This window comes from Streptomyces paludis (genome assembly GCF_003344965.1).
Lineage (GTDB): Bacteria > Actinomycetota > Actinomycetes > Streptomycetales > Streptomycetaceae > Streptomyces > Streptomyces paludis.
Genome location: NZ_CP031194.1, coordinates 7362241 through 7387059, shown reverse-complemented (window position 1 = coordinate 7387059; position 24819 = coordinate 7362241). Strand labels below are relative to the sequence as shown.

The following is a 24819-nucleotide window of genomic DNA, read 5'->3' as shown; positions in this document are numbered from 1 at the left end:
CCTCTTCACGGACTGGTTGAGAACGCACGACGGGACGGCGGCCCCCTCCCGGAAGGCCGCGCGCCGTGACAGGACGCCACGCTATCGACAATCGTTTTCATTGTCATCCGATTCGGCACCCTTCTTTCCGGCCGCGTTTTCCCGGCCCGCGCACCACGACAAAAGCGCCGCGACCCGGACGGGCGCGGCGCGCAGATGGTGATCACATGGTGAACGAGCAGGGCGTCGCAGGAGTCACCGACGAGCGGTGACCCCTACGACGCCTCCCCTGGCAGGACGGAGCCCGGCCCGAGGGCGGGGGTGACCTCGGACCAGGCGTTCAGTGGGCGGCGCGAGGGCCGTTCGCCGCGTCTTTGCGCGCCTGCTCCTCGATATGCCGCTTGGCATCCTTCCAGTCGATCGGCAGCTGCTCGACCGGCACCTCCCAGAAGGTGAAGGTCGAGTCGCGCATCGTGGCGCGCAGGCCGATCATGATGCTCTTGTGGGGTTCCGCCCTGGCGTAGGCGTAGAGCGCGTCCCGGCTCTCCCACGCGGACAGGGTGTAGAAGACCCCGCCGATCAGCTGGGCCTCCAGGGAGGCCCCGAGGGCCCCCGGCGCCTTGCGGACCTGGCCCCACGCGGAGAGGGACTTCAGGAAGAAGCGGGGGACGTCCTTCTTGGAGCGCACCTCAAGCCGGGAGGCCATGACGAAGGCGCTGGTGTCGGGGCGGGCCGGGTTCGGTTTGACCCAAGGAAGAGTTGGCACGGTAGTCTCGCCTCCACGATTGGTGAGTGGCACTGTCTATATTAGACAGTGCCACTCACCAATTGCAATCGCCAGCAGAGCGGAGAAGCATGTGAGGATCTCGGAACTCAGCCGCCTCAGCGGTGTACCCAACGCGACGATCAAGTACTACCTGCGCGAGGGACTGCTGCCCGCCGGCCGCGCCACGGGGGCCACCCAGGCGGAGTACGACGAGTCGCACCTCAAACGGCTGCGGCTGATCCGCGCGCTCATCGGGGTCCGCGGGCTGTCCGTCGCCGCGACCAAGCAGCTCCTGGACACCCTCGCCGAGGGCCACACCGACACCCACCATGTGCTCGGGCTGGTCTTCGGCATCTGGCCCTCGGACACCGTGAAGCCCGAGAAGGCGGACGGGGAGAAGCCCGCCGGGGCCGGTCAGAAAGCCGGTCCGGTAGCCGGCCCGGAAATCGGCCCGAAAGCCGGTCCGGAAGCCTCTGCCGAGGCCGCTCCGGAGGACGGTCCCAAGACCGGCACCGAGGCCGGCGCGCTGGTCGACGCGATGGGCTGGACGGTCTCGGACTACAACCCGGCCCGGCAGATCATCGACCAGACCGTACGGACCCTGCGCTCGCTCGGCATGGACTACGACTGGCGCTCCCTCCTCCCGTACGCCCGGCTGGCGGAGGAGACGGCGCGGCACGACCTGGACCAGCTCCAGCTCTTCACGGACCCGCTGGAGAAGGCCGAGCGGGCGGTGCTGCTGACGTTCCTGCTGGAGCCCGCGCTGATGGCGCTGCGCCGGCTCGCCCAGGAGGACGAGTCCATCGTCCGCTACGGCGACGGCACCGCTCCCGCCACTGCCCAACCCGGTCCGGTACCCGCGGCGGATCATGAGTGACCGCTACTCACGTCCACCCGGCGACGGGCCCCCGGCCCGGGGCGGGACGCGCCGCCCCGGGCGGCGAAGGTGAGTACCCGCGACTCAGGCCGGGCCGCCGCCCCGCGTGGTCTCCTCATGTGCGCACCGCAGTACGGCGCACGCCGTGCGTCCACCGCACCGGGGAGGCAAGAGGATGCAGTTCCGGATTCTGGGCCCGCCCGAGCTGTACGACGAGACCCGCGACCGGTCGCTCCCGATCGGCGCCCCGCGACCGCGGCGGCTGCTCGGCACCCTGCTCACCCGGCCGGACTCCCCCGTGGCCGGGGAGACACTCGTCCGGGAGCTGTGGGGCGTCACACCCCCGCGCGGGGCGCTCCACTCACTCGGTGTCCAGGTGGCGGCTCTCCGAAGGGCACTGCGGCGTCTGGAGCCCGGGACGACGCCCGGCTCCTCGCGTCTGGTCGCCCGCGGGGCCGGATACGCCCTCCGGGTCCGTCCGGCGGAGACCGACTTCGGGGTCTTCGGCCAGACGCTGGCGCGGGCGCGCCGTACGGCCGCGCTCGATCCCGAGGGCACTTACGCGTCGCTGCGCCGGGGCCTGGCGCTGTGGCGCGGCCCCGTGCTGGGCGGCGGCGCGCTCGGCCCGCGCTGCGCCGGGCTGGCGGCCGGTCTGGAACGGGAGCGCCGGCTCGCCCTGGAGATCTACTTCGACTGCGCGCTGCGCACCGGGCGGCATGAGCGCGTCGTCCCCGAACTGCGCGACGCCGTCGCCGCCGATCCGCTGCGTGAGCGCCTGCACGACCAGCTGATGCTGGCCCTGTGCCGCTGCGGGCGGGGCCCCGAGGCGATCGGTGTCTACCGGCGGGCCCGCGCCCGGCTGGTGGACGCGGCCGGCGGCACCCCGCTGCTGACGGCCCGGCTGGAGCAGATCAGCGTCTGCTCCCCCGTGCTGGCCGACCCCGCCGCCGAACCCGGACCGGCCGCCGCGTCCCTCCCCGGACCGGTCCCCGGCGAGACGGTCGCGGACCCGCCGCCGCTCTCGGTCACCGGGTATCTGGCCGAACTGCTCAGTGGCCGCGTGCTCTCCTCCTGACGCGGGAAGCCGGCCGCACGCGCGCGCACGCGCGAGGAACACCACAGCCGAAGGCGCGCCCTCCACTTCGTGGAGGGCGCGCCTCGTGTCCGTCCGTCCGGACCCGTCCGTCACAGCTCACCGAGAAGCTGTCGGGCCGCCTCCATTCCGGAGGAGTAGCCGGCCTCGTGCGAACCGATCTGGTCGACGCCGTGCCGCTTGGCGTGGAAGTACGAGCCGCAGAGCTTCACCCGTGTCCCGGCGTTGACGTCGTAGATGTCCTTCTGCATCTCCCGCACATGGATGTCGATGACCGGGTGGGTGTACGGGAAGGAGGCGATGACCTTGGCCGGGTCGACCTCGCGCGGGTAGTCCAGCGTGACGAAGTAGTCCGTCTCCGAGGTGAATCCGTGCAGCTTGTTCATGTAGTACGCGACATAGGTGCGGTCCTCGCCGCCGGCCTCGGCCTTGCCGTAGTTCCACGCCTGCCAGCGCTCGCGCTCGGGGGGCATCACCGAGCTGTCGGTGTGCAGAATGACCGAGGAGGCGTTGTAGCGGACCTTGGAGAGGACCTCCCGCTGCCGCTCGCCGGGGTTGTCGAGGAGCGCGAGCGCCTCGTCCGCGTGCGCGCCGATCACCACGTAGTCGTAGCGCTCCGTACCCCGGGCGGTGGTGACGGTGGCTCCGTCGGCGTCCTGGTGGATCGCGGTGACGGGCTCGCCGGAGCGGATCTCGGGGCCGATGGCGGCGAGCGCCTTGCGGACGTAGGAGATGGAGCCGCCGCCGACGGTGCGCCAGTCCACGTGCTGGCCGCCGAGGCCGCCCTCGTCGTGGCCCATGAAGAAGGCGATGGCGGTGCTGGCCGGCATCTCCCAGATCAGTTCGGCCGGGATGGACCAGACCGCGGAACAGAGCAGGATGACGTAGGAGCTGCGGAACGCCTGGCTGTAGCCGCCCCGGTCGAGATACTCGCCGAGCGGGATGTCGGCCTTCTTGCGGACGAAGTCCTTGCGGCCCTCGGTGTGGAAGCGGCGGGCCTCGCGCCAGATGGTGAGGAACTCCTCGGAGTAGCGGCCGGCCACCTCCTCCTCGGACAGGCCCAGCTCCTCGGTGCCGTACTCCAGACCGGAGTCCAGATCGAAGAAGTTGAAGGCGCCCTGGTGCTCGACCGCCTCGACCCCCAGCTCGTCGAAGAACTCGCACAGGTTCGTGTAGGCGGGCCGGTTGAAGACGACGAACGCGGTGTCGATGCCGAGGATCCGGCCGTCGTCCTCGACCTCGACGGTGTTGGCGTGCCCGCCGAGCCGGTCCTCCCGCTCGTAGACGGTGATACGGGCGCGGTCGCGCAGGTGGTAGGCGGCGGAGAGGCCGGAGACACCGGCACCGACGACGGCGACACGGGGGATGGAGGGCTGCGACATGGTCAGGTCCTTAGCAGTCGGTGTCCTGGGCGGGCCAGGGCGGTGTCGTACGGGATCGGGCGGCCGGACGGGCCGGGGAGGGGGAGACCGGACAGGCCGGACAGGTGATACGGGTCGGACAGGTGTGACAGGTCGGACAGGTCGGTGCGGCGCAGCGGTCCCGGCCGGCCGGCCTCGGTGGCGACCGCGAGGACGTGCCGCGGGCCGGGGCGGATCACGTCGAACCGCCAGCGGGCCTCCGCGCCGGGCCGCGCCGGGTCCCGTACGGCGATCCGGCCGCCGGGCCGCCGTACGAAGGCGATGCGGTCCGGACCGCCGGTCAGTCCGGTGCCGAGCGCCTTGAGATACGCCTCCTTGAGCACCCACAGCTCGCCCGCCAGGGCGGCCCGGGCGCCGGGCGCGGTGCGGTCCAGTTCGGCGCGTTCGCCGGGTGCGAGCCAGCGGTCCGGGTGGGCGGTGAGCGCCGCCGGGGCCGGGGTGGGGCCCACGTCGACCCCGCAGCCGCGCCCCCGGGTGACGACGCAGGCGAGGAGGCCGTCGCTGTGCGAGAGGTTGAACCGCGGCCCGGGGCCGGCGCCGCCGGCCGGTGCGGGCTCGGGCCGGCCGTGGGCGCCGCGGGTGAAGCGCCAGTGGTCCAGGGGGCGGCCGGTGCGCGCCGAGAGCGCGTAGCGGCAGAGCAGCCGCCCGCCGAGGTAGCGGCGCCGGGCGCCCGGGGTGAGCCGCCGGTCCAGGCTCGCGCGCTCCTCGGCGGTGAGCAGCCGGGTGCCGCCGAGCGCGGTGGCGAAGCCGTCCACGGCGCCTTCGGCCAGGAGCCAGAGAAACGTCGGATCGCTCCGGTGCACGCGGGTCCCTCCTCCGGGTCCGGGCCTGTGGTGCGCGGGGTGGTTCAGCGGCGGGCGGCGGACTCGTCCGTGACCCGCTTCGCCAGCGGGAACTGCCAGTGCGAGAAGAGACGGTTCTCCTGGTGGAGGTGGCGCAGCGTCTCCATCACCTCGTCCACCACCGCCTGGGAGGTGACCGGCTCGTGCGGGTGCCACTGCCTGCGCAGCCGCTCCAGCTGGAGGAGGAGCAGCGCCGGGCCGGGCAGTGGCGCGTCCATGGCCTCGCGGGAGTGGACGTAGGTCAGCACGCAGGCCGCGACCGCGTGCAGCAGGCAGTACTCCTTGGCCAGTTCGAACAGCTCCGGCGACTGCGGGTAGTCCTTGCCGAGCGCCGTCTTGAGTGCGGCGGCGCGCTCGCGCAGCGGGGCGGTGCGGCCGAGCAGTTCCTCCGCGAGGTCGGCCGCGCACCGCAGCCGTTCGGCCTCGGTGTCCGGCGCCCCGTCGGCGAGGGCCCGCAGCCGGCGCACCCCGTCGGGCGCGGCGAGGACGGCGTCGTCCAGGCCGCGGCTGAACAGCTCCTGGCGTACCGGCTCGTACACTGGCAGTTCGCGGTCCATGCCGAAGAGCGTGGCGGCGCGCTCGGCGGCGGCCGCGCGGATGTCGTCGCCGGCCCGGACGGCCTGGTCGAGCAGGCCGCCGAGCTGGTGGCCGAGGTTGCGGAGGTTGACCACCGTGTTGCCGTCGGCGATGTCCGTGATGAGGATGTCGCGCACCATCTTCTGGTGCATGCCGTAGTGCGGGTGGGCGCGCAGGAAGGTGCGCGCCCCGAGGACCACGGTCAGCTGAGCCATCGTCTGCTGGAGGAGGGTCGGTACGAGGTATTTGGTCACCGACGACCAGACGCTGATCTGTTCGGGGGCCGCCTGGAGGGCGCGGGCCGAGCCGAGGACCATGGCGTCGGCGATCATGAGGTCGGCGAACGCCTCCGTGAGCTGGCGCCGGGTGTAGGGCACATCGCTGATGGCGTCGTTGAACAGCACCCGGCGCTCGGCGAAGTCCAGGGCGAGCCGCAGACTGGTGTCGACGGCGGAGAGCGCCAGGTGCATCAGGACGACGCGGGCGGTCTGGCTGGTCTTGAGCGCGATCTCCAGGCCCTGGCCCTCGCGCCCGATCATCGCCGTGTCCGGGACGAACGCCTTGTCCATCCGGACACCGCTCAGGTCCAGGGCGCGGGTGCCGTACAGGTCCTCGAACGGCAGGTCCTCGACGGTGTCGGACCCGGCCCGCCACTTGTCGAGCACGAACAGCGAGTAGGCGGCCGGGCCGGGGCGCTTGCCGGTGCGGGCGAAGACGACCATCTTGTCGGCGACCGTGGCATTGCCGATGGGCCACTTCTCGCCGGTGAGCAGCCAGCCGCCGTCGGTCTTCTCGGCCAGTACCTCGTTCGCGACGAGGTCACTGCCGTGCACCCGCTCGGACAGGCCCCAGGCCACCGAACTGCCGCGCCGCATGTCGGAGATGAGCGCGCGCTTCTGCTCCTCGGTGCCGAGGATCCACGCGGGCATGAAGCCGAGGCTGTTCAGGGCGAGGGCGACCGCCGTGGACGGGTCGCGCCGGGCCACCAGCCGCATCAGCGCGATGCCCGTCTCGACGTTGCCGGCCCGGCCGCCCTGGGCCTCGGGCAGGCAGTGGTCGAGCACGCCCCAGCGGCGCAGCAGGGCGACGAACTGGTGGGGGTACTCGCCGCGTACGTCGTGGTCGAGTATCTGGGCGAAGGGCATCCGGCTGTCCGCGTCGTGCGGGTCGCCGAGGAAGTCCTCCAGCCGGGCGGCCAGTTTCGTCACATCGGACATGGACATCTCAGGCTCCTCTCGGGGTGGCCGGCCCGGTGGGCGGGGCCAGCCGTACGGGCAGGGCGGTGAACAGCCGGTGGGAGTCCCGCAGTTCGAGGACGGCGTCGAGCGCGGGGGTCAGCAGCTCCCCGTGGCGGCGCGGGTCCGTGCCGTCGGCGCGGGCGAGCAGATAGCCGAGGACGGCGCCGAGCCAGCCGGTGGAGCCGGGCTCCGTGCCGTACAGGGACCGGTCCCGGTTGGCGGACCACAGATGCAGACAGCAGGCGGCGGCGTGCAGCCAGGCGTACCGCTCGGCCGCGTCCACCAGGGCGTTGGGGTCGGCGCCGGGCTCCCGCGCGGCCCGGGTCAGCTCCCCGAGGCCGGCCACCGCCTCCGTCAGCCGCCGTACGGGGGGACCGGCCGCGCCGAGCGCGCCGGCCGCCTCGGCGGCGGCGTCCGGGAGCCCGGCGAGCACCGGGTCGGCGCCGCGGGCGAACATGTCGAGCCGGGCGGGGTCGTACTCCGGCAGTCCGGCGTCCAGGGTGAAGACCGCCTCCAGCGCCGCGGGGTCGGGCCGGCCGGCGCCCTCGGTGAGCGTCGGCAGCTGTCCCGCGTACGACCGCAGATTGGCCAGGGTGCTGGCGTCGATCACCCGGATCACCGCCGAGTCGCGCCGGAGCTTCTGGAACAGCCCGGCGCCGGGGGCGCGTTCACGGAGCACCGACCGGGTGGCCAGGACCGTGCCGCAGCGCCGGATCAGGTCGTCGGTGGCCTCGGCCACGACATGCTTCGCCGCGAGCGCCCACACGCTGAACGACTCCGGGACCACATGCACCCCGCGCGCCGCGCTCAGCGCGACGGCGTCCGCGGCGAGCAGGGCCGCCGCGCCGACGGCCAGCTCGCGCCGCGGATGGGGGGACGCGGCGAGTGTCGTACGGCCGGTGCGGCGGGTGGCGGCGAAGTCCAGGGCGATACGGACGGCGCTGTCGGCGACGCCGAGGCTGCCGGCCATGCTCATCAGCCGTACCGCCTGCTGGGCCTTGACGGCGGCCTCCAGGGCCTCACCCGCCCGGCCGACCAGCGCCCCGGACGGCACCGGGGTGCCGTGGAAGCGCAGGGTGGCCAGGTCGATACCGCGCATGCCGTCGGTGCGGGGCGCGGGCACCCGCTCCAGCAGGCCGGCGGGCACCCCGGCCGTCTCCAGCAGGACCGCGGTGAAGGCGCCGGGGCCGCGTTCCCCCGTCCGCGCGACGACATAGACGGCGTCGCAGCGCAGCCCGAGGCCGACCATCCACTTCTCGCCGGTCAGGACGCCGTCGGTCAGCCGCACCTCGTTGGCGAGCAGTTCGCTGCCGTGGCCGGCCTCGGTCAGTGCGAAGGCCACGGCTCCGCCCGCGCACAGGATCTCCGCGGCCCGCCGCTGCTGCGCCGCGCTGCCGTGCAGTTGCAGACAGGTGGCGGCGATGATGCTGAACATGGTGGCGGGCATGACGTTGACGTCCCGGCGGGCGGCCGACCGTACGAGCGTGAGGCTGCGGTCGAAGGACTCCAGCGTGCCGCCCCATGACTTGGGCAGATAGTTGAGGTGGAATCCGGCCGCGACCAGCTCCGCGTGGAGCGCCTCGGGGAACTCGTCGCGCTCGTCGCGCGCGACGGCCGCGGCGAAACCGTACGGGTTGGCGTCGTCGGCGGGGTCGCCGAGCCGTTCCTCCAGCTCCTCGGGGGTCAGCGTGCTCATCGTGCCCCCGCCGAGGAGTCGTGCGCCGGGGTCTCCAGCGGGACGGGCCGGTAGTCCGCGGCGGTCGGCGGGATGTGCACACCCGCGGTACGCAGCTGGGCGAGCCGGGTGTGGAAGGCGGCGCCGCGCATCAGGTGGTGGGCGACGTCCGCGACCCGGCGGTTGCCCGGGGTCTTCAGATAGCTGCCGGTCACCCAGTCGTTGAAGCTGCCCATCGCCGGTCCGCACCAGACCTGGTAGTCCATGGTCCGGTCCGCGTCACCGGTGACGGCCCAGCGCGAGGACATGCCGAGATACCAGCGGAAGACCAGGGCCATCCGGCGCTTGGGGCTGCCGGCGGCGCGCTCCAGCTGCTCGGCGTCGCGGCGGCCGAAGTACGCGACGCACTCCTGCCAGACGTCCTCCAGGGAGCGGCGGAAGATCTGCTGCTCCAGCCGGGCCCGGTCGGCCGGCGGGATCGACTCCAGCCCGTCGTAGGTCTGGTACAGCTCGTACAGGCGCTTGGCCCGCATGGGGAACAGGGTGCCCTTCTTCAGCACCTGGAGCTCCACGCCCATCTCGAACATGTCGGCGGCCGGGGCCATTTCGCAGTCCGCGATACCGGCCTCGGCGAGCATCGCCTTGGAGCGGGCGGAGGCGCCCGACTCCAGACAGGACTGGTTCACCGAGCCGGTGACCACGTAGGCGGCGCCCATCGCGAAGGCCGCCGCCACCGCGACCGGGGTGCCGAGGCCGCCGCCGGCGCCGACGCGCACCGGTACGGCGTACCGGAACTCGCGCTGCACGCTGTCGCGCAGGCGCAGGATGGACGGCAGCAGCGCGGGCAGCGGGCGCCGGTCGGTGTGGCCGCCGGAGTCGGCCTCCACGGTGATGTCGTCGGCCAGCGGCACATGGTGGGCGAGCGCGGCCTCCTCGGAGGTGATCAGGCCCTGTTCCAGCAGGGTGTTGACCAGCGCGGCCGGGGCCGGCCGCATGAACCGCTCGGCGGTCTCGGTGCGGGAGACCTTGGCGATCAGCCGGTTCCCCACGGCCACCCGGCCGTCCCGGTCCCGGCGCAGCCCGGCCAGCCGGTAGCGCACCACGTGCGGGGTGAGGTCCATGTACGCGGACGCCTCCACACAGCGCACCCCGTGCCGCAGGAACAGTTCGACGGCCTCCCGCTCCAGCCGGTCCTCGCTGGGGCTGTGGATCAGGTTGACGGCGTACGGCAGTCCGGGGATCTCGGTGGCGAACCGGGAGAGCGTGCGCTCGATGTGCTCGGGCAGCAGCCCGGCCGCGCCGAAGGAGGCGAGGAAGCCCTCCCTCGCCAGCGCGATCACCATATCGGCGGAGGCGATGCCGCCGGCCATCGCACCGGCCATGTACGGCTGGGCGACGCCGTGCGCGGCGCGGAACGCGGCCGAGCCGAGGCGCTCCGGCGGCAGCGGCTGGACGGCGGCGAGCAGCGGCAGACCGTCGCCCTCGGGGGAGGCGAAGCCGCCGGCGACCGCGCCGATGCCCTCGGGGGTGACGGCGATGAAGCAGGGCTGGTCCAGTTCGGCGAGCGCGCGGTAGATGTCGCCGGGGTCGGTGCTGGGGTACCGCTCCCCGTACCAGCGCAGGGGGGTGTCGCGAATATTCATGGGAAACGAAGCTCCTTGGCTGAGCTGCGGCGGGTGCGGACGGGCCGTCACGCCTCGGCGGAACGGACCTCGATGGCCAGGTCGGTCAGTTCGTAGATGCGCAGACCCGGCTTCCACAGATCGGCGTCCGCGATCACCAGCAGACGGCCCTCCTCCCGCCGGACCTCCTTGATGTGCGCGTCGAAGAAGAGTTCCTTGTCGTGGCGGAGGATCTGGCCGCGGTACTTCCACGCCGTCTCGACACCGGTGGCCATCGCGAAGCGGGGGCGGGCGATGCCGTCGGCGAGGTTCTGGTCCAGGACGAACAGGCGCAGCGCCTGGAGGACCGCCTCGACGCCGAGCGAGCCGGGCATCACGGGGTCGCGGTGGAAGTGGCAGTCGAAGTACCACTCGTCGGGCCGGATCGCGCGGTAGCCGTGCAGATAGCCGTGGCCGTGCCGGCCGCCGCCGGTCATCAGGTCGACATGGTCCACGAGGGCGAACTTGTCGCCGGGCAGACGCAGATGGCCGCCGGCCGGGTCGGTGAACGCCGGTGCGTCCGCGGGGAGTTCGATACGGCGGACCCGGGCCGGGTCGGGCTGCTCGGCCTCGATCCAGGGGACGACGTACTGGCCGCTGTCGAGGCCGACCTGGTTGGCGAGGGCCGCGGCGCTGAAGTAGCCGAAGAGCGACTCGCCGGTGTAGAAGACCTCGCCGTCGGCGGAGAGTTCGTAGCGGAAGTTCTGGAGCACGGCGCCCTGGACGGCGCTGGTCATCAGCAGGGTGGAGTGGTGGCGGACGGTTTTGCCGCGCAGGTCGATGTCCTTCACCAGGGTGGCGCGGCCGTCGAGGTTGCGGATCGCGTACTGCTCGTCGGTGTTCTTCAGTGTGGCGCCGAGGTAGTAGCCGAGGAAGATCGCCGCCTGGAGGGAGCTTTCCATGTAGACGGCGTTCGGCATGTGCGGGTGCGCGTTCTGCTCGTAGTACCAGGCGTCGGCCGGGGAGTCGTACTCGGTGACCATCTCGGAGCCGGGCGACAGTTCGCCGCGGACGCCCTTGAGGGACATGACGCGGTCGACGAACTGGAAGTCGCCGTTGGGGATGTAGGGCGCGCGGCTGTTGCGGTAGACCTCGAACTCCGGTCCCATCGCCACGTCGAGCAGGCCCTTGGCGGCGTGCGCCAGATGCATTTCGTTGATCATCGCGGCTTCGCCGGAGCGGTTGCGGCGGCCGAGGAACTGGGGGATGCCGCCGGCCTCGGGGCGGTAGGGCGTGCCTTCCTTCTCCCGGACCTGGAGGCCGAGGTTCTTCATCCGGATGACCGGCTTGTCGCCGAGGTAGATGAGGACGTCGGCGATCACGGTGGCGCGCGGCAGGAGCGTCAGCTCCATGACCTCGACCTCGTAGCGGATCTCCTCGTGGGCCTGGGTGATCTGGCCGCGGACCTGCACCTCGATGGGGGTGTCGGTGACGCACTGGAAGCGGGCGTCGGGGAGGGTCAGATGCATGCCCTGGTGCAGGAGGTAGATCTGGAGCAGCTGGACGGCGCCCTCGGCGACCAGCGAGCCGGCCAGCACATGGTCGTCGGGGAAGTGGCAGATGAAGTACCAGGCGTCGGGCGTCAGTTTCTTGACGGCGCTGAGTGTGCCGAGGCCGCGCGGGCCGCCCTTGCGGTCGATGACCACCTCGTCGACCATGCGGAGCTTCTCGTCCGGCAGCCGCAGTGCCGGGTTGACGCCGGGGTCCTGCGCGTGGTCCGGGCCGAAGACATCGCCGGGGCGGCCCTCGGCGAGGAGGGCGAGGTCGTCGCGGTCAAGGCGGTTCTTCTCGGTGTACGCGAGGGGCTTGAAGTAGCCCCGGGGCAGGGCGGCGCGGGCGGCCTTCTCCTTCTCCGTCATCACGACGCCGAGCGGGGTGTCCAGCTCCTGCTGACTGAAGAAACCGGCGCAGGCGTCGTGCAGTTCGAGGATCAGCTCGCCGTCGGCGTAGCACTTGTAGCTGAAGAAGAAGAGGGTGGTCTCGCCCTGGTGGACGAAGCGGTCGATGGAGATGTCGTAGCGCAGGGTCTGGCCGGTGCGGGGCAGGTTTCCGCGGAAGATCAGGGTGCTGTCGAGCAGGCGGTAGACCCGCTCGCCCTTGTTGCGGAAGTCGATGCCGAGGTAGCTGACCAGCAGGAGGTCGCACTGACCGGCCTCGACCGTGACGGCCGGCGGGACACCGCCGTCGACGGCGTACCAGGCGTCCTCGGGGACGTCGTACTCGGTGGTGATGGTCGAGGGCCTGAACTCCCCGGTCTTTCCCTCGATCGCCGTGACACGGGTGACGAAGTGGTACGGCGGTGCGGGCAGCCGGACGCGCTGGGCGTATCCGTCGATCACACCGAACTCGGGGCCGAACACCTTGGCGACGGAGCCGACGGCGAACTCCAGGAGGTCGGCCTCGTCCCAGACGACGCCTTCCTCGCGGGCGCGGGCGCGGTCGCCGGTGGTGGTGACGGCGGTGGGCCGGACCGGGGCCGGGGCGGCGGCCGGGGCCACCGGAACGGCGGGGGCCTCGGGGGCGGGCGGGAGCGCCGCGTACGCGGGCGCGTGGCCGACCGGGGCGGCCGGGACGGGCGCGGCGGGCGCGGCGCCGTCCAGGGCCGCTTCCATCCGGTTGAGCGTGGCCGACTGAAGGATGTGCTGGGTCTCCATCACCACCGAGTGGGTGGCGACCATCTGCTTGCGCATCTCCCGTACGAGGTCGGCCGCGACGGCGGCCGAGGACTCGCCGCGCCCGTACCCGGCCGGGCCCGCCGGGGCGGACGGTACGGACGGGCCGGACGGGGTCACGGGCGGTGCCGCGGGCGGCAGGGGGGCGGCGGAGGCGCCCGTGCCGTCCGGCGTGTGCTGGGACCAGGGCAGGTAAGGGATCGGGGTGCCGTCGAAGGCGATGACCTCGGCGTCGGCGAGGGTCGGGTCTGCTGGCATGAGAGCTGAGTCCTCCGGCGGTACGGACGGGACGGGGGCGGTGGCCGGCGCGGGAACGGGTTCCGCGGCGCGGGAGACGGGGCGGGGTACGCCCGTACCGGCGGCGGGAGCGGCCGGTAGGGAGGCCGCGGCGGCGGCCGGAGCGGCGGCCGGGCCGGTGACCGCGGCGCGGGCGGGCCCGGCGGCTCCCGCGACCGTGACCGCGGCCGTCGCCGCCGGGGCCGCGGCCGGGGCAGCGACGGGAGCCGCCGCCGGGGTTGTTGTCGGAGCCGCCACCGGGGTGCCGGGGTTCCCCACCGGCGCGCGGGACGTGGTCAGTTCACGCGCGATCCGCGCCGGGGCCGGGTCCGCGCCGCCCACCCGGAAGCGGGTGGGGCGGGCCCGGCGGGCCGGGACACGCTCGGCGGCCGACTCCAGCAGCGCGGTCAGATCCAGGTCGAGACCGTGGGCGGTCAGCCGGGCGGCGAGCTGGGCGACGGACTTGGCGGCGGGCACGCCCCGGCGGTCGACCGGCAGCGCCACATGCGCGTCGTTCCCGAGGGTCTCGCGGACCCAGCGGGAGCAGGTGGCGCCGGGCCCGACCTCGATGAAGTAGCGGAAGCCGCGCGCGTGAGCGCCGCGCACCAGCCGCGGGAAGTCGATCGGGGAGCGCAGGGTGTGGGCGATCCGGCGGGCGATCTCCTTGCGGTCCAGGGCGGGCAGCGCCTCGTAGTCGTAGGCGCTGAACAGTTCGAGACCGTCGGACGAGCCCGTGGGGTAGTCGTTCAGCCCGGCGAGTCCGTCCAGTTCGGCGTCGACCACCGGGCAGTGCATGACGGCGTTGACGGGCGACCGCGCGGCGGGGCAGCCGACCTCCTTGATCAGGGCCTTGCACTGGGCCGGATCGCCCGCGATGACCAGTTCGGCGGGGGTGTTGACATGGGTGAGGTGGACCCGGTCGTACCGGGGCAGCACCGCCCGTACGGACGCGGCGTCGGTGAGCAGCACATGGCTCGCCCAGACCGCCGCGTCCGGCGTCGCGTCGGGCAGCCGCCATGCCTCGCGCACCGTACGGCGCGGTCCGCACAGCCGGTCCTTGAAGATCGGCGTGTTGCTGATGAGGGCGTCGTCCCGGCCCTCCGGCCGCCAGCCGCCGGTGGCGAAGAGCATGCTCGACTCGCCGAGGCTGTAGCCGAATCCGCCGTGCGCGGTGATGCCGAGGACGTCCCGGACGAGGTCGGTGTAGAGGATCGCGAAGCTGGTGCCGGTGGCGAGCATGAACGGGATGTCCTCGCCGAGGGAGGTCTCCAGCTCCATCAGCTCGCGCCGCCCCGGGGCGGTGGTGGTCCGCGGGTACAGATCGGCGGCCCGCAGGTGCCGTTCCGGCGCGTCGGCCTGGCTCTCGAAGCGCTCCAGCAGTCCGGGGAAGGCGCGGAAGAGATCCTGGCCGAGCCCGGGATAGGAGTTGAACGCGCCCGGGTAGACCAGCGCGACCCTGCCGTCGGGTCCGATCGGGCGGGCGGCGAAGCAGCTGCCGGCCGGTGTGGTCCACTCGCCGCCGGAGGCGTACGTGGCGGGCAGGTCCCGGGCGGCGAGGTCGAGTTGGGCGCGGAGTTCGGCCCGGTGCCGTCCGACGAGCACGGCACGCACCGTCCGTCCTGACAGCCGCCGGGCCGCCTCGCGGGCCAGGTCGTACGGGTCGGCGTCGCCGGCGAGCAGCTCCCGGTGCCGTTCGATCACGGCGAGCAGCCCGTCGAACGAGTCGGCCGACAGCGGCAGGACGAGGGGCCCGTCCGCGCGCCGCCAGTCGCTGGGCACGACGGTGCCCCGGGTCGACTCGGCGGACAGGACGAGATGGCCGTGCGCGCCGGCCGCGCCGATGAAGCCCACGGTCGCGTGGCGGCGGGACGCGGCGGTCCGGCGCAGCCACGGGCGGGAGGCGTCCGGTACGTACAGCGCCGAGGCGGCGAAGCCGGCGGCGAGTTCGGCGGCGGGGCGGGTCCAGCCGGTGGTGCCCGGGACATAGCCGTGGTGCAGGCAGAGCACGGCCCGGATCAGTCCGGCCATGGTCGCGGCGCAGCCGGCGTCACCGATCTGCGCCTTGGCGCTGCCGAGCGCGACCCGGCCGGCGGGGCCGCCCGTACGGTCCGTACCGCCTGTGCCGGCTTCGCCGGCCGCCGCCGGGAACACCTGGGCCAGGCCCGCGATCTCGGCCAGGTCCTGGGCGGGGGTGCCGCCGGCGTGGGCCTCCACGTAGCCGACGTCCTCGGCGGTGATGCCCGCCGCGGTGAGCGCGGCCTCGGCCGCCGCCGCGTAGGTGCCGGCGTCGGCCTCGGGCACCCGGCCGCGCACCGGTGGGGCGTGCCGGATCGCGAGCGATTCCAGCCGGGCGTAGACGGGCGCCGCGGCCTCCCCGCGCCGGGTGACGACGACCGCGCCGGCGCCCTCGCCCGTACGGCGGCCCTCGGAGCCTTCGGCGAAGGTGAGTCCGGCCCCGGCGACCGCGTCGGACCGCAGCAGCAGGTTCTCGGCGGAGCCGGCGAGGTCGACGGCTCCGACCAGGACGGCTTCGATGCCCGGGTCGAGCAGCAGCAGCCGCGCGACCTGGAGGGCCTCGGCGGTGCCGGAGCCGTCGGAGGAGACGGTGAACGAGGGGCCGGTCAGGTTCCAGAGGGACGAGATACGGCTCGCCATCACATTGCCGATGTAGCTCAGCACCTCGTTGGCGACGATCGGGTCGACGACCGCGTCGCGGCCCGCGGCGGTGAGCCGGGCCAGCTCCGCCTCGTCGACCGGGACGCCGGCGCGCGCGAACTCCTCGCGGACGAAGGTGCCCAGTCCGTAGCGGGTGATCCGCAGATGAGTGGTGGGTTCGATCTCCATGCCGACGACGACGGCGATCCGGCGCTCGGGCGGCGCGCTCGCGCCCTTGGCCACGGCGCGGCTGTACCCGGCGTCGTGCAGGGCCTCGTCGGCGACCTTGATGGCGAGGGCGTGCTGAAGGTTGTAGGTGCGCAGGTCGGCGGGCGGGATCCGCAGGTCCATCGGGTCGATGCCGAGGCCGTCGACGAACGCGCCGTGCGGCAGGGCGTCGGGCGAGATGCCCGCGCCGTGCTCCAGGGAGCCGCCGCGGGTCTGGTCGAGGCCGCGCCAGCGCCGTTCGGGCAGCGGGCCCAGCGCGTCACGGCCGCCGTGGACGGCGCGCTCGTACGCGTCGAGGGAGTCGAACGCCCCGAAGTGCGCGCCAAGTCCGGCGATGTCGAGCGCGGGCACCGGGGTGGGGGCGGGACCGGCCGGCGCCGGCTCCGACGCCCGCTGGGACTCCGGCTGGGAGAGGACGACATGCGCGTTGGTGCCGCCGAAGCCGAACGCGGAGACCGCGGCCCGGCGGGGCCCGTCGTGCTCGGGCCAGGGGCGGCCGGTCCGTACGAGGGACTCCTCACCGACCCGGCCGTCCTTGGCGCGGATGGGCCGGTCGACACCGATGGTCGGCGGGAGGTGGCCGTGGTCCATGGCGAGGATGACCTTGAGCATGCTGCTGAAGCCGGCCACGGTGAGCAGATGGCCGATGTTGCCCTTGACGGAGCCGATCAGCGGGGGGCTGCCCGCCGCGCCGAAGAACTCGGCCACGGACTGGATCTCGGTGGCGTCACCGATGGGCGTGCCGGTGGCGTGGCACTCCAGGTAGTCGATGGTGGCGGGGTCGACCCCGGCCCGCTCGTAGGCGAGTTCGTACGAGCCGGTCTGTCCGGCGCCCTGCGGCACGAGGAGGTGGCGTCCGCTGCCGTCGTTGGTCAGTCCGATGCCGTCGACGACGGCGTGGATACGGTCGCCGTCGCGCACCGCGTCGGCCAGCCGTCTGACGGCCAGCATGCCGGCGCCCTGGCCGGTGAGGATGCCTCCGGAGCGGCTGTCGAAGGGCTGGCTGAACCCGTCGCGCGGGTATGCCTGGAGATCGCCGAAGGAGAGGTGGATCAGGGTCGGGTCGGGTGCGCAGACGCCTCCGGCCAGGACCAGGTCGGCCTGCCCGGCGGCGAGATGGTCGCAGGCGAGCTTGAGCGCGTACAGGGCGGACGAGCAGGCGGCGTCGAGCGCGTAGCGGGGGCCGCCGAGCCCGAGCGCGGCGGCGGCGACGGTGGCCGGGGAGCCGCTGACCCGCAGGTCCTCGGCGTTGATCAGGGCGGGGTCGATACGGTCGCCGTCGGGCGCGAGCGCGCCGAGCGCAGGATGACCGGCCCGCCGCAGCCCCTCCAGCACGGCTTCCTGGACGAGCGGCACGCTGACCCGGGCCGAAGCCGGCGTCGGGAAGGAGTAGTTGCCGAGGACGAGGCCGGTGCGGGCCAGGATGTCCGGGCGGCCGGCGTGTCCGCTGTCGCGCAGCGCCTCCCGGGCCACGTGCAGGGACCAGTGGAAGATCCGGTCGAGGCCGGAGAGACGGTCGGGGTCGAGGAGATAGCCCTCGGGGTCGAAGTCGAAGCCGGTGACGAAGCCGCCCCGGCGGCAGTAGATCTCGTGCTGCGGGTCCATGTCGCGAGGTCCGGGCGTGCGGCCGAAGACTTCCTCGCCTCCCTCCCGGCGGCTGTCGACGCCGGAGCGGAGGTTCTGCCAGAACTCGGCAGGCGTCTCCGCGCCCGGGAACAGGCAGGAGAGGCCGGTGATGGCGTACTTGCTCATGACAGCTCTCGGGTCCCTTCTGGAGCGACGGCCGGCCCGGACGGCGGCATGGTGAGGAGCCGTCCGGGCCGGCCGGATCGCCGGCGCTGGATACGGAAGCGGGATCAGCCGCTGATGAACTTGGCCGCCAGCTGCGGGGCCGAGACCACGCGGACGCCGTCGAACCGGGCCAGCACCTCGCCGTCGGGGGCGCAGGCGGTGAGGGTGAGCAGGGTGGTGGTGGAGCCGCCGTCCCCGGCGGGCTCGACTGTGATCAGGAAGGGCTCGCCGTCGGGCAGCGCGCGGTGCAGGTCGACCCGGGCGGCGCCGAGGGGCAGGGACGCGGTGCCCTTGAAGAGGCGGACCCAGACCAGACCGGCCTGGAGCAGCAGGTCGGCGGTGCCGGGCGCGAACCGGGAGCCGCCGAACGCGCCTCCCTCGGGGCTGAGTTCGGCCAGTTCGCACTGGAGGACCAGCCGCGCTTCGTCCTCGGCGAGGATCCGCCGCACTCCGCGCAGGGCCGGGCCGTGGAAGAGGGTTCCGTCCGTGTAGAGCCCCTCGGCGTCCCGTCCGCCGCCGAGCGCCGGCAGCCCGGTGACGGGGGCGGCGGTGGCCGGTGCGGTGCCGGGGACGGCCACGGCGGCGTAGTGCGGGCATACGGCGCCCTTGCCGTCCGTGGAGCGGATGGCGACCTGGACGGTGCCGTCCGCCGGGGTCATGGTCAGGGCGAGGCGGTCGGGCCGGCCGGCGTCGAGCACGATGCCCTTGTGGACGTCGAAGTCGCGGATCTGCCGCACTTCGGCGCCGTGGGCGCGCTCGACCGCGCCGATGGCCCAGCCGAGCGCGACGACCGCGGGCAGCACGGGCGCGTCGCCGATGACATGGTCGGTGACGAGCGGGTGCCCGGTCAGGCCGTCCAGTGTCCGTTCGACGGTGATCGTGCCGGGGGCCGGCCGCTCCGGCTCCGACAGGGGGGTGGTCGGGCCGAGGACGGTCACCACGTCGGCGGCCCGCCCGGTGTCGAACTGCTCGGTGAACAGCCGGGCGCCGGTCTCCACCGGGATCAGGGTGATGCCGCGCTCCCGGAAGACGGCCTTGATCTCCGGGGAGACCATGCCGCTGTCCCAGGCGCCCCAGTTGAGGGAGGTGACCCGGGCGGCGGGGTGGCGCAGCTTCCAGGAGGAGGCCCAGGCGTTGAGGACCTCGTTGGCCATGGCGTAGTCGGACTGGCCCCGGTTGCCGAAGAATCCGGCGACGGAGGAGAACAGCACGAGGTGGCGCAGCCGGTCGGCGTCCAGGGCGCCGGACACCACACGCAGTCCGGCCAGCTTCGGGGCGAAGACCCGCTCGATCTCGGATGCCTTCTTGTTGGCGATGAGCTGGTCGGCCAGGACCCCGGCGCCGTGCACCAGACCGGTCACACGCTCCCGGTACGGGGCGAGCGCGGCGGCCGTGGCGGCCGGGTCGGTGATGTCGACGGCCAGGTACTCGGCGGTGCTCCCGGCGGCGCGCAGGTCCGCCAGGGTCCCCCGGATCTCCCGGGCGCCGACCACGGCGCGGGCGAGCTGCTCGACGCGCTTGGGGGTGGGCTTCTCCCCCGATGCCTTCAGCTCCGCGGCGGCGGCGGCCTTCAGCGCGCCCTCCTCGACGCCCTGGGCCCAGGCGGGTTCGTCCTCGGGCGCGGTGCGGCCGAGCAGCAGCAGGCCGGGGCGGTGGCGGCGGGCCAGTTCGGTGACGCAGGCGGCGGTGATGCCGCGCCCGCCGCCGGTGACGACGATGAGGTCGTCGGAGGTGAGCGCGGGGACGTCGGCCGACGCCGGGCCGGCCGGCCGCTCGGCGAGTCCGAGTCCGACGCGGCGGGTGCCGTCGTGGCCGGCCTGGGTGATGTCCGGGACGGCGTCGTGGACCTCGCCCAGGACGAGGGCGGCGCCGGCCTCTGCGGTGAGCGCCGGGGCGAGGTCGACGGTCCGGCAGAACAGCCGGGGCGCCTCCACGGCCAGCGTCTTGACCAGACCGGCCACACCGGCGGCGGGGGCCAGCTCCTCGTCCACGCCGCCGAGGCCGAAGGAGCCGTCGAGCCGGGTCACGGCGACGAAGGCGGCGCGCCCCGCGTCGACGGCGGCGGTCAGCGGCTCGACGGCGTGCTTGGCGACGAGCAGGGTGTGCGCGAGCCGGCGGGTGCCGTCGGACCAGTCCGGGTAGTGGGCGGCGGAGAGGTCGACGACGAGGCTGATCCGGTCGGCGAGTACCAGCTCCATCCGCTCGGCCAGCTCCGTCACACCCCAGCCGGTCAGGGAGTGGTCCTTGACGCCGGTGATGCGCTGGGGCACCCCGGGCAGCCGCAGGACGTGCACATGGCGTCCGGCGCCGATGAGCCGGGCCGCCAGCGCGGGGGCCAGCTCCGAGCCGTCGTCGACGACGAGCGCGCCGGAGCCCTTGGGGTAGGCGTCGACCAGCAGGTCGGGGACGGGCAGTTCGACGAGCGCGGCCTGCGCGCGGCCGATGCCGCCCTCCGGCCGGTCGGCCGGTGCGGCGGCGGCCGGGGGCCGCGTGGCGGAGGCCGCCGCGCCGGGCCCGGACTCGGCGGGGCCGCCGGCCATGAAGTCCACGATGTGACGGAGCGTGCGCAGCTCGGCGAGCTGCTCAGGACCGGCCGCGACACCGCTGCCGAAGCGCTCCTGCATCACCCCCATGATCTCCACACGCTTGATCGAGTCGATCCCCAAATCCGCCTCGACATCCATGTCCAGATCCAACATGTCCGCCGGATAACCCGTCTTCTGACCCACCACCTCCAGCAGCGCAGCCTCCACAGAAGCAGCGTCCACCACAGGAGCCGAAGCCGACACCGGCACGGAAACCACACCACCCGACGCAGCGGAACCACCCGCCATGAACCCCACAATGTCACGCAACGTACGCAACTCCGCGAGCTGCTCAGGACCGGCCGCCACACCACCACCGAACCGCTCCTGCATCACCCCCATGATCTCCACACGCTTGATCGAGTCGATCCCCAAATCCGCCTCGACATCCATGTCCAGATCCAACATGTCCGCCGGATAACCCGTCTTCTGACCCACCACCTCCAGCAGCGCAGCCTCCACAGAAGCAGCGTCCACCACAGGAGCCGAAGCCGACACCGGCACGGAAACCACACCACCCGACGCAGCGGAACCACCCGCCATGAACCCCACAATGTCACGCAACGTACGCAACTCCGCGAGCTGCTCAGGACCGGCCGCCACACCACCACCGAACCGCTCCTGCATCACCCCCATGATCTCCACACGCTTGATCGAGTCGATCCCCAAATCCGCCTCGACATCCATGTCCAGATCCAACATGTCCGCCGGATAACCCGTCTTCTGACCCACCACCTCCAACAACACCGACTCCACACCGGCGGTCTCCACCGCGGGAGCCGGAGCGGGCGCCGCGGGGGCCGGGGCGGGCGCGGGAGTCAGGGCCGCGGTCGAGGCCAGGGCCTGGGGGGCGGGTGCCAGGGCCGGGGCGAGGGCCGGGGTGGCGGGCGCGGCCGGGACCGGGGCCGGCAGTGCGGCCGGGGCGGTCCGGGGGGCGAGGGCGGGCGCCGGGGCGGCGGCGGGGGCGCGGGGCGCAGCGGGGGCCGCCGTGCCCAGCTCCAGGCCGGCGAGGTCGCGCAGGATCTCGTTGGCCCGCAGATGGCTGCGGCCGATGTCCAGCCCGTGTTCCTTCACGGCGTTGATCCCGGGCAGGACCTGGCCGAGCCGGTCCTGCTCGGCGGCACGCTCCAGCAGGCTCGTGAGGCGCTCGGCGCTCTGCAACTGGCTGGTCAGATAGTCGTCGTGCAGGGTGAGATGGTCGGCCACGAGATCGGCCAGGCGGTCACTGTCCACGTGAGCTGTCTCCATGACGGTGGGAGCCGGAGCGGGAGTCGGGGCGGATGCCACGGGAACGGGTGTCCGCGCGGCCACCGGTGCGGGCGCCGGTCCGGTGCCGGCCGGAGCGGAGGCCGGGGCCGGAGCCGCGGCATGCGCGAGCGCGGGAACCGGTACGGGCGCCGGGGCCGGTGCCGGGGCGACGGCAGGCGCGACAGGCGCGGCAGGCGCGCTCGCCGCGATCGCGGGCGCCGGCCGTACGGCACCCCCGCCGCCGGGCAGGGTGGGGACGGCCACGCGGTAGCCGTTCTCGATGGCGTCCCGGTAGGCCGCCCGGCGCTCGGGCGCGACGTAGTTGATGCCGTTCAGGAGGATCGACATGCCCTTGGCCCGGGTCGGCTCGACCGGCGGCGCGACATAGCGGTCGGCGGTGGCCAGTGGCAGTCCGAGGACGGCCAGTTGGGCGACGGCCTGCTTGAGGGCGGTGTCCGCGTCCTTGCCGGGTCCTGCGTCCAGCGCGAGCACGGTGTGTTCCCGGTCGCCCAGGACGCGCCGTACCAGCTGGGTGAGCACACTCTTGGGCCCGAACTCGACGAAGACCCGGTACCCGGCCGCGTACATCTCCTCCACGCGGGTGGAGAAGTCGACGGGGTTGATGAGCTGTTCGGCGAGGACCGTACGGTTGGCGTCGACGTCGTCGCCGTACGTGGCGCCCCTGGTGTTGGCGAAGACCGTGCCGTTCGGCGCGCCCACCTCGAACCGCGCGACGTCGGCGCGGAACGCCTCCACGGCGTGGCCGACGAGGGGAGTGTGGAAGGCGGCCGAGACGGGCAGCCGGCGGGCGCGCAGCCCGGCCGCCCCGGCGGCGGCGATCAGGCGCTCGATCTCCTCGGTGGGACCGCCGACCACGGTCTGGTCGGGCGCGTTGCGGTTGCAGACCAGCACACCGGTACGGTCGGCGAGCAGCTCGGCCACCCGCTCCTCGGTGGCGGAGACGGCGGCCATGGCGCCGGCGTCGAAGCCGGTGTCCGGGGGCGGTGACATCGCCTTGCCGCGGGCCCGGGCCAGGGCGTGGAAGGCGTCGTCGGTGAGGGCTCCGGCGGCCCACAGGGCGGTCAGCTCGCCGAAGCTGTGGCCGAGGAACCCCTCGGCCCGGAAGCCGAGTTCGGTGAGATAGCGGAACTGGCCGGCCGACAGCGCGCCGATGGCGGGCTGGGCGTACGCGGTGGCGCGCAGCGCGGTCTCCTGCCCGTCGGCCTCGGCGGCGCCGAAGGCGGGCGGCGGGAAGGCGAAGCGGGAGAGCGGCTCGGCGTCCTCGAAGTGCCGGTTGGCGGCGTCGAAGGCGGCGCGCAGCGGCGGCAGCGCCATCACGGCGCCCCGGCCGAGGTTGACGTACTGGCTGCCCTGCCCGGCGAACAGCGCGGCGACCTTGCCGGCCGGCGCTGCGGTGCGGCGGAAGTGGACGCCCTTGGGGTGGGACCAGGTGTCGGCGTCGGGGCGGGCGCGCAGTTCGGCGAGGGCGAGTTCCCGCAGCGCGGTGGCCTCGCGCCCGGTGCGGGCGGCGAAGGCGACGCGCGCGTGGCCGGCGGGGGCCGGGCCGCCGGTGGGGGCCGCGTCGGCGGCGAGCGCCTCGGCCAGCGCGGCGGTGTCGGGCGCGTGCCACAGGTGCACCGTGCTCACGGGGAAGGAGACGCGCAGGTCGTCGCCCTCGCCGTACTCCTCCATGACGACATGGAAGTTGGTGCCGCCGAAGCCGAACGAGGAGAGCGCGGCGCGCCGTTCGGGCCGCTCCGGGGTACGGATCCAGGGCCGGGCCTCGGTGTTGACATAGACCGGGCCCGAGGTGAAGTCGATGGCGGGGTTGGGCTCCGCCACGTTGATGGTCGGCGGCAGCACCTTGTGGTGCAGGGCGAGGGCGAGCTTGATCATGCCCGCCGCGCCGGCCGCGGCCTTGGTGTGCCCGATCTGCGACTTGATGCTGCCGAGGGCCGCGTAGCGGGTGCTGTCGGTGGCCTCGGAGACCACGGCGGCGAGCGCGCTGAGTTCGGTGGCGTCACCGACGGCGGTGCCGGTGCCGTGTGCCTCGAAGAGTTCGACGCTCGCCGGTGAGCAGTCGGCGTCCTCGTAGGCGCGGCGGAGGGCGACCATCTGGCCCTCCTTGCGCGGCGCGTAGATGGACTTGAAGCGGCCGTCGCTGGAGGTGCCGATGCCGCGCAGTACGGCGTAGATCTGGTTGCCGTCGCGCTCCGCGTCGGAGAGGCGGCGCAGGGCCAGCATGCCGATGCCCTCGCCGATGAGCGTGCCGTCGGCGTTCTTGTCGAACGGGCGGATGTGCCCGGACTTCGACAGGGCGGGTGTCTTGCTGAAGCACAGGTACATGAAGATCGTGTTCTCGGCGTCGCAGCCGCCGACCAGCATGGTGTCGGCGCGGTGTTCGACCAGTTCGCTGGCGGCGGCGCGGACCGCGCCGAGGGAGCTGGCGCAGGCGGCGTCGATCGTCATGTTGATGCCGCCGAGGTCGAACCGGTTGGCGATCCGGCCGGCGACGACGTTGCCGAGCATGCCGGGGAAGGAGTTCTCCTCCCAGGGCGCGTACGCGAGGCGGAACTTGGCGACGATCTCGTCGGCGTCCCGCTGGGAGAGGCCGCAGCTGCGGACGACCTCCTTGAGCACACCGCTCTGGAGGCGCGCGGTGAGCGGCTGGGTGAGCTGGTTGGCGCCGGTGATACCGAGGACGACACCGGTGCGTGACTTGTCGTACCAGGGCTGGTCGGCGCCGGCGTCCTTCAGCAGGTCGCGGGCGACGACCAGGCTGAGCAGCTGGAGGACGTCCGTGACCTCCAGGGTGTTGGGCGGCAGCCCGAACTCCAGTGGGTTGAACGGGGTGTCGGGGATGAATCCGCCGCGCTTGGCGTACGTCTTGTCCGGCACGGTGGGGTCGGGGTCGTAGTGCTCGTCGATGTCCCAGTGACCGGCGGGTACGTCGTCGATGCAGTCGGCGGCCGAGACGACGTTCGACCAGAACTCCCGCAGATTGCTGGACTTGGGAAAGAGCGCGGAGAGGCCGACGATGGCGATGGGGTCCCGGGCGAGCCGACGGTCGAGGTCGGATTCCTGCGAAGAGTTCACGGCGAGTCTCTCTGGATCTGGGGCGAACATGGAGGTCGGGGGCGGCTGGCCACCGGGCGGTACGGCGATGCGGCGGCCTTGCGGGGGCGGCGGCCGGGGACCGGTGGCCCCGGCTGGATACCGGTCCCGCGGCCGTGGCC

General features: G+C 73.5%; 10 protein-coding genes. 2 read left to right on the top strand and 8 right to left on the bottom strand.

The features are described from left to right. Nucleotides 1–319: 319 nt before the first annotated feature. Nucleotides 320–745 carry a DUF3291 domain-containing protein gene (locus DVK44_RS32420; protein WP_114665582.1) on the bottom strand — a complete coding sequence of 142 codons (426 nt, stop codon included), beginning with the start codon at nucleotides 743–745 and terminating at the stop codon, nucleotides 320–322. A 91-nt stretch (nucleotides 746–836) separates the two neighbouring features. Between DVK44_RS32420 and DVK44_RS32415 the strand changes: the two genes are divergently transcribed. Continuing rightward, the gene (locus DVK44_RS32415; RefSeq protein ID WP_181957577.1) at nucleotides 837–1622 is read left to right on the top strand and encodes a MerR family transcriptional regulator; all 786 of its coding nucleotides are present in this window, start codon (nucleotides 837–839) and stop codon (nucleotides 1620–1622) included. Nucleotides 1623–1797: 175 nt separating this feature from the next. Beyond that, a complete protein-coding gene (locus tag DVK44_RS32410) occupies nucleotides 1798–2697 on the top strand; it encodes an AfsR/SARP family transcriptional regulator (RefSeq protein ID WP_114664184.1) in 900 nt (299 codons plus the stop codon). Between the two features lie 110 nt (nucleotides 2698–2807). Here the strand turns inward: DVK44_RS32410 and DVK44_RS32405 are convergent, their stop codons facing one another. From DVK44_RS32405 to DVK44_RS32375, 7 genes are all read right to left on the bottom strand, one after another. Beyond that, nucleotides 2808–4097, bottom strand: coding sequence for an NAD(P)/FAD-dependent oxidoreductase (locus tag DVK44_RS32405; RefSeq protein ID WP_114664183.1), 1290 nt, complete (start codon nucleotides 4095–4097; stop codon nucleotides 2808–2810). Nucleotides 4098–4099: 2 nt separating this feature from the next. Continuing rightward, nucleotides 4100–4939 (bottom strand): 4'-phosphopantetheinyl transferase family protein, encoded by an 840-nt coding sequence (locus DVK44_RS32400; RefSeq protein WP_114664182.1) that lies wholly within the window; start codon nucleotides 4937–4939, stop codon nucleotides 4100–4102. Nucleotides 4940–4983: 44 nt separating this feature from the next. Continuing rightward, on the bottom strand, nucleotides 4984–6777 hold the full coding sequence (locus tag DVK44_RS32395; protein WP_114664181.1) for an acyl-CoA dehydrogenase family protein: 1794 nt from the start codon (nucleotides 6775–6777) through the stop codon (nucleotides 4984–4986). 1 nt (nucleotide 6778) lies between these two features. After that, a complete protein-coding gene (locus DVK44_RS32390) occupies nucleotides 6779–8488 on the bottom strand; it encodes an acyl-CoA dehydrogenase family protein (RefSeq protein WP_114664180.1) in 1710 nt (569 codons plus the stop codon). After that, nucleotides 8485–10110, bottom strand: coding sequence for a PfaD family polyunsaturated fatty acid/polyketide biosynthesis protein (locus DVK44_RS32385; protein ID WP_114664179.1), 1626 nt, complete (start codon nucleotides 10108–10110; stop codon nucleotides 8485–8487). Before DVK44_RS32385 ends, DVK44_RS32390 begins: the two co-directional genes overlap by 4 nt. Nucleotides 10111–10157: 47 nt before the next feature. Further along, a complete protein-coding gene (locus DVK44_RS37760; RefSeq protein WP_114664178.1) occupies nucleotides 10158–17711 on the bottom strand; it encodes a beta-ketoacyl synthase N-terminal-like domain-containing protein in 7554 nt (2517 codons plus the stop codon). 104 nt (nucleotides 17712–17815) lie between these two features. Next, nucleotides 17816–24679: a type I polyketide synthase gene (locus DVK44_RS32375; protein WP_114664177.1), complete on the bottom strand. Its 6864-nt coding sequence runs from the start codon at nucleotides 24677–24679 to the stop codon at nucleotides 17816–17818. Between the last annotated feature and the right edge of the window lie 140 nt (nucleotides 24680–24819).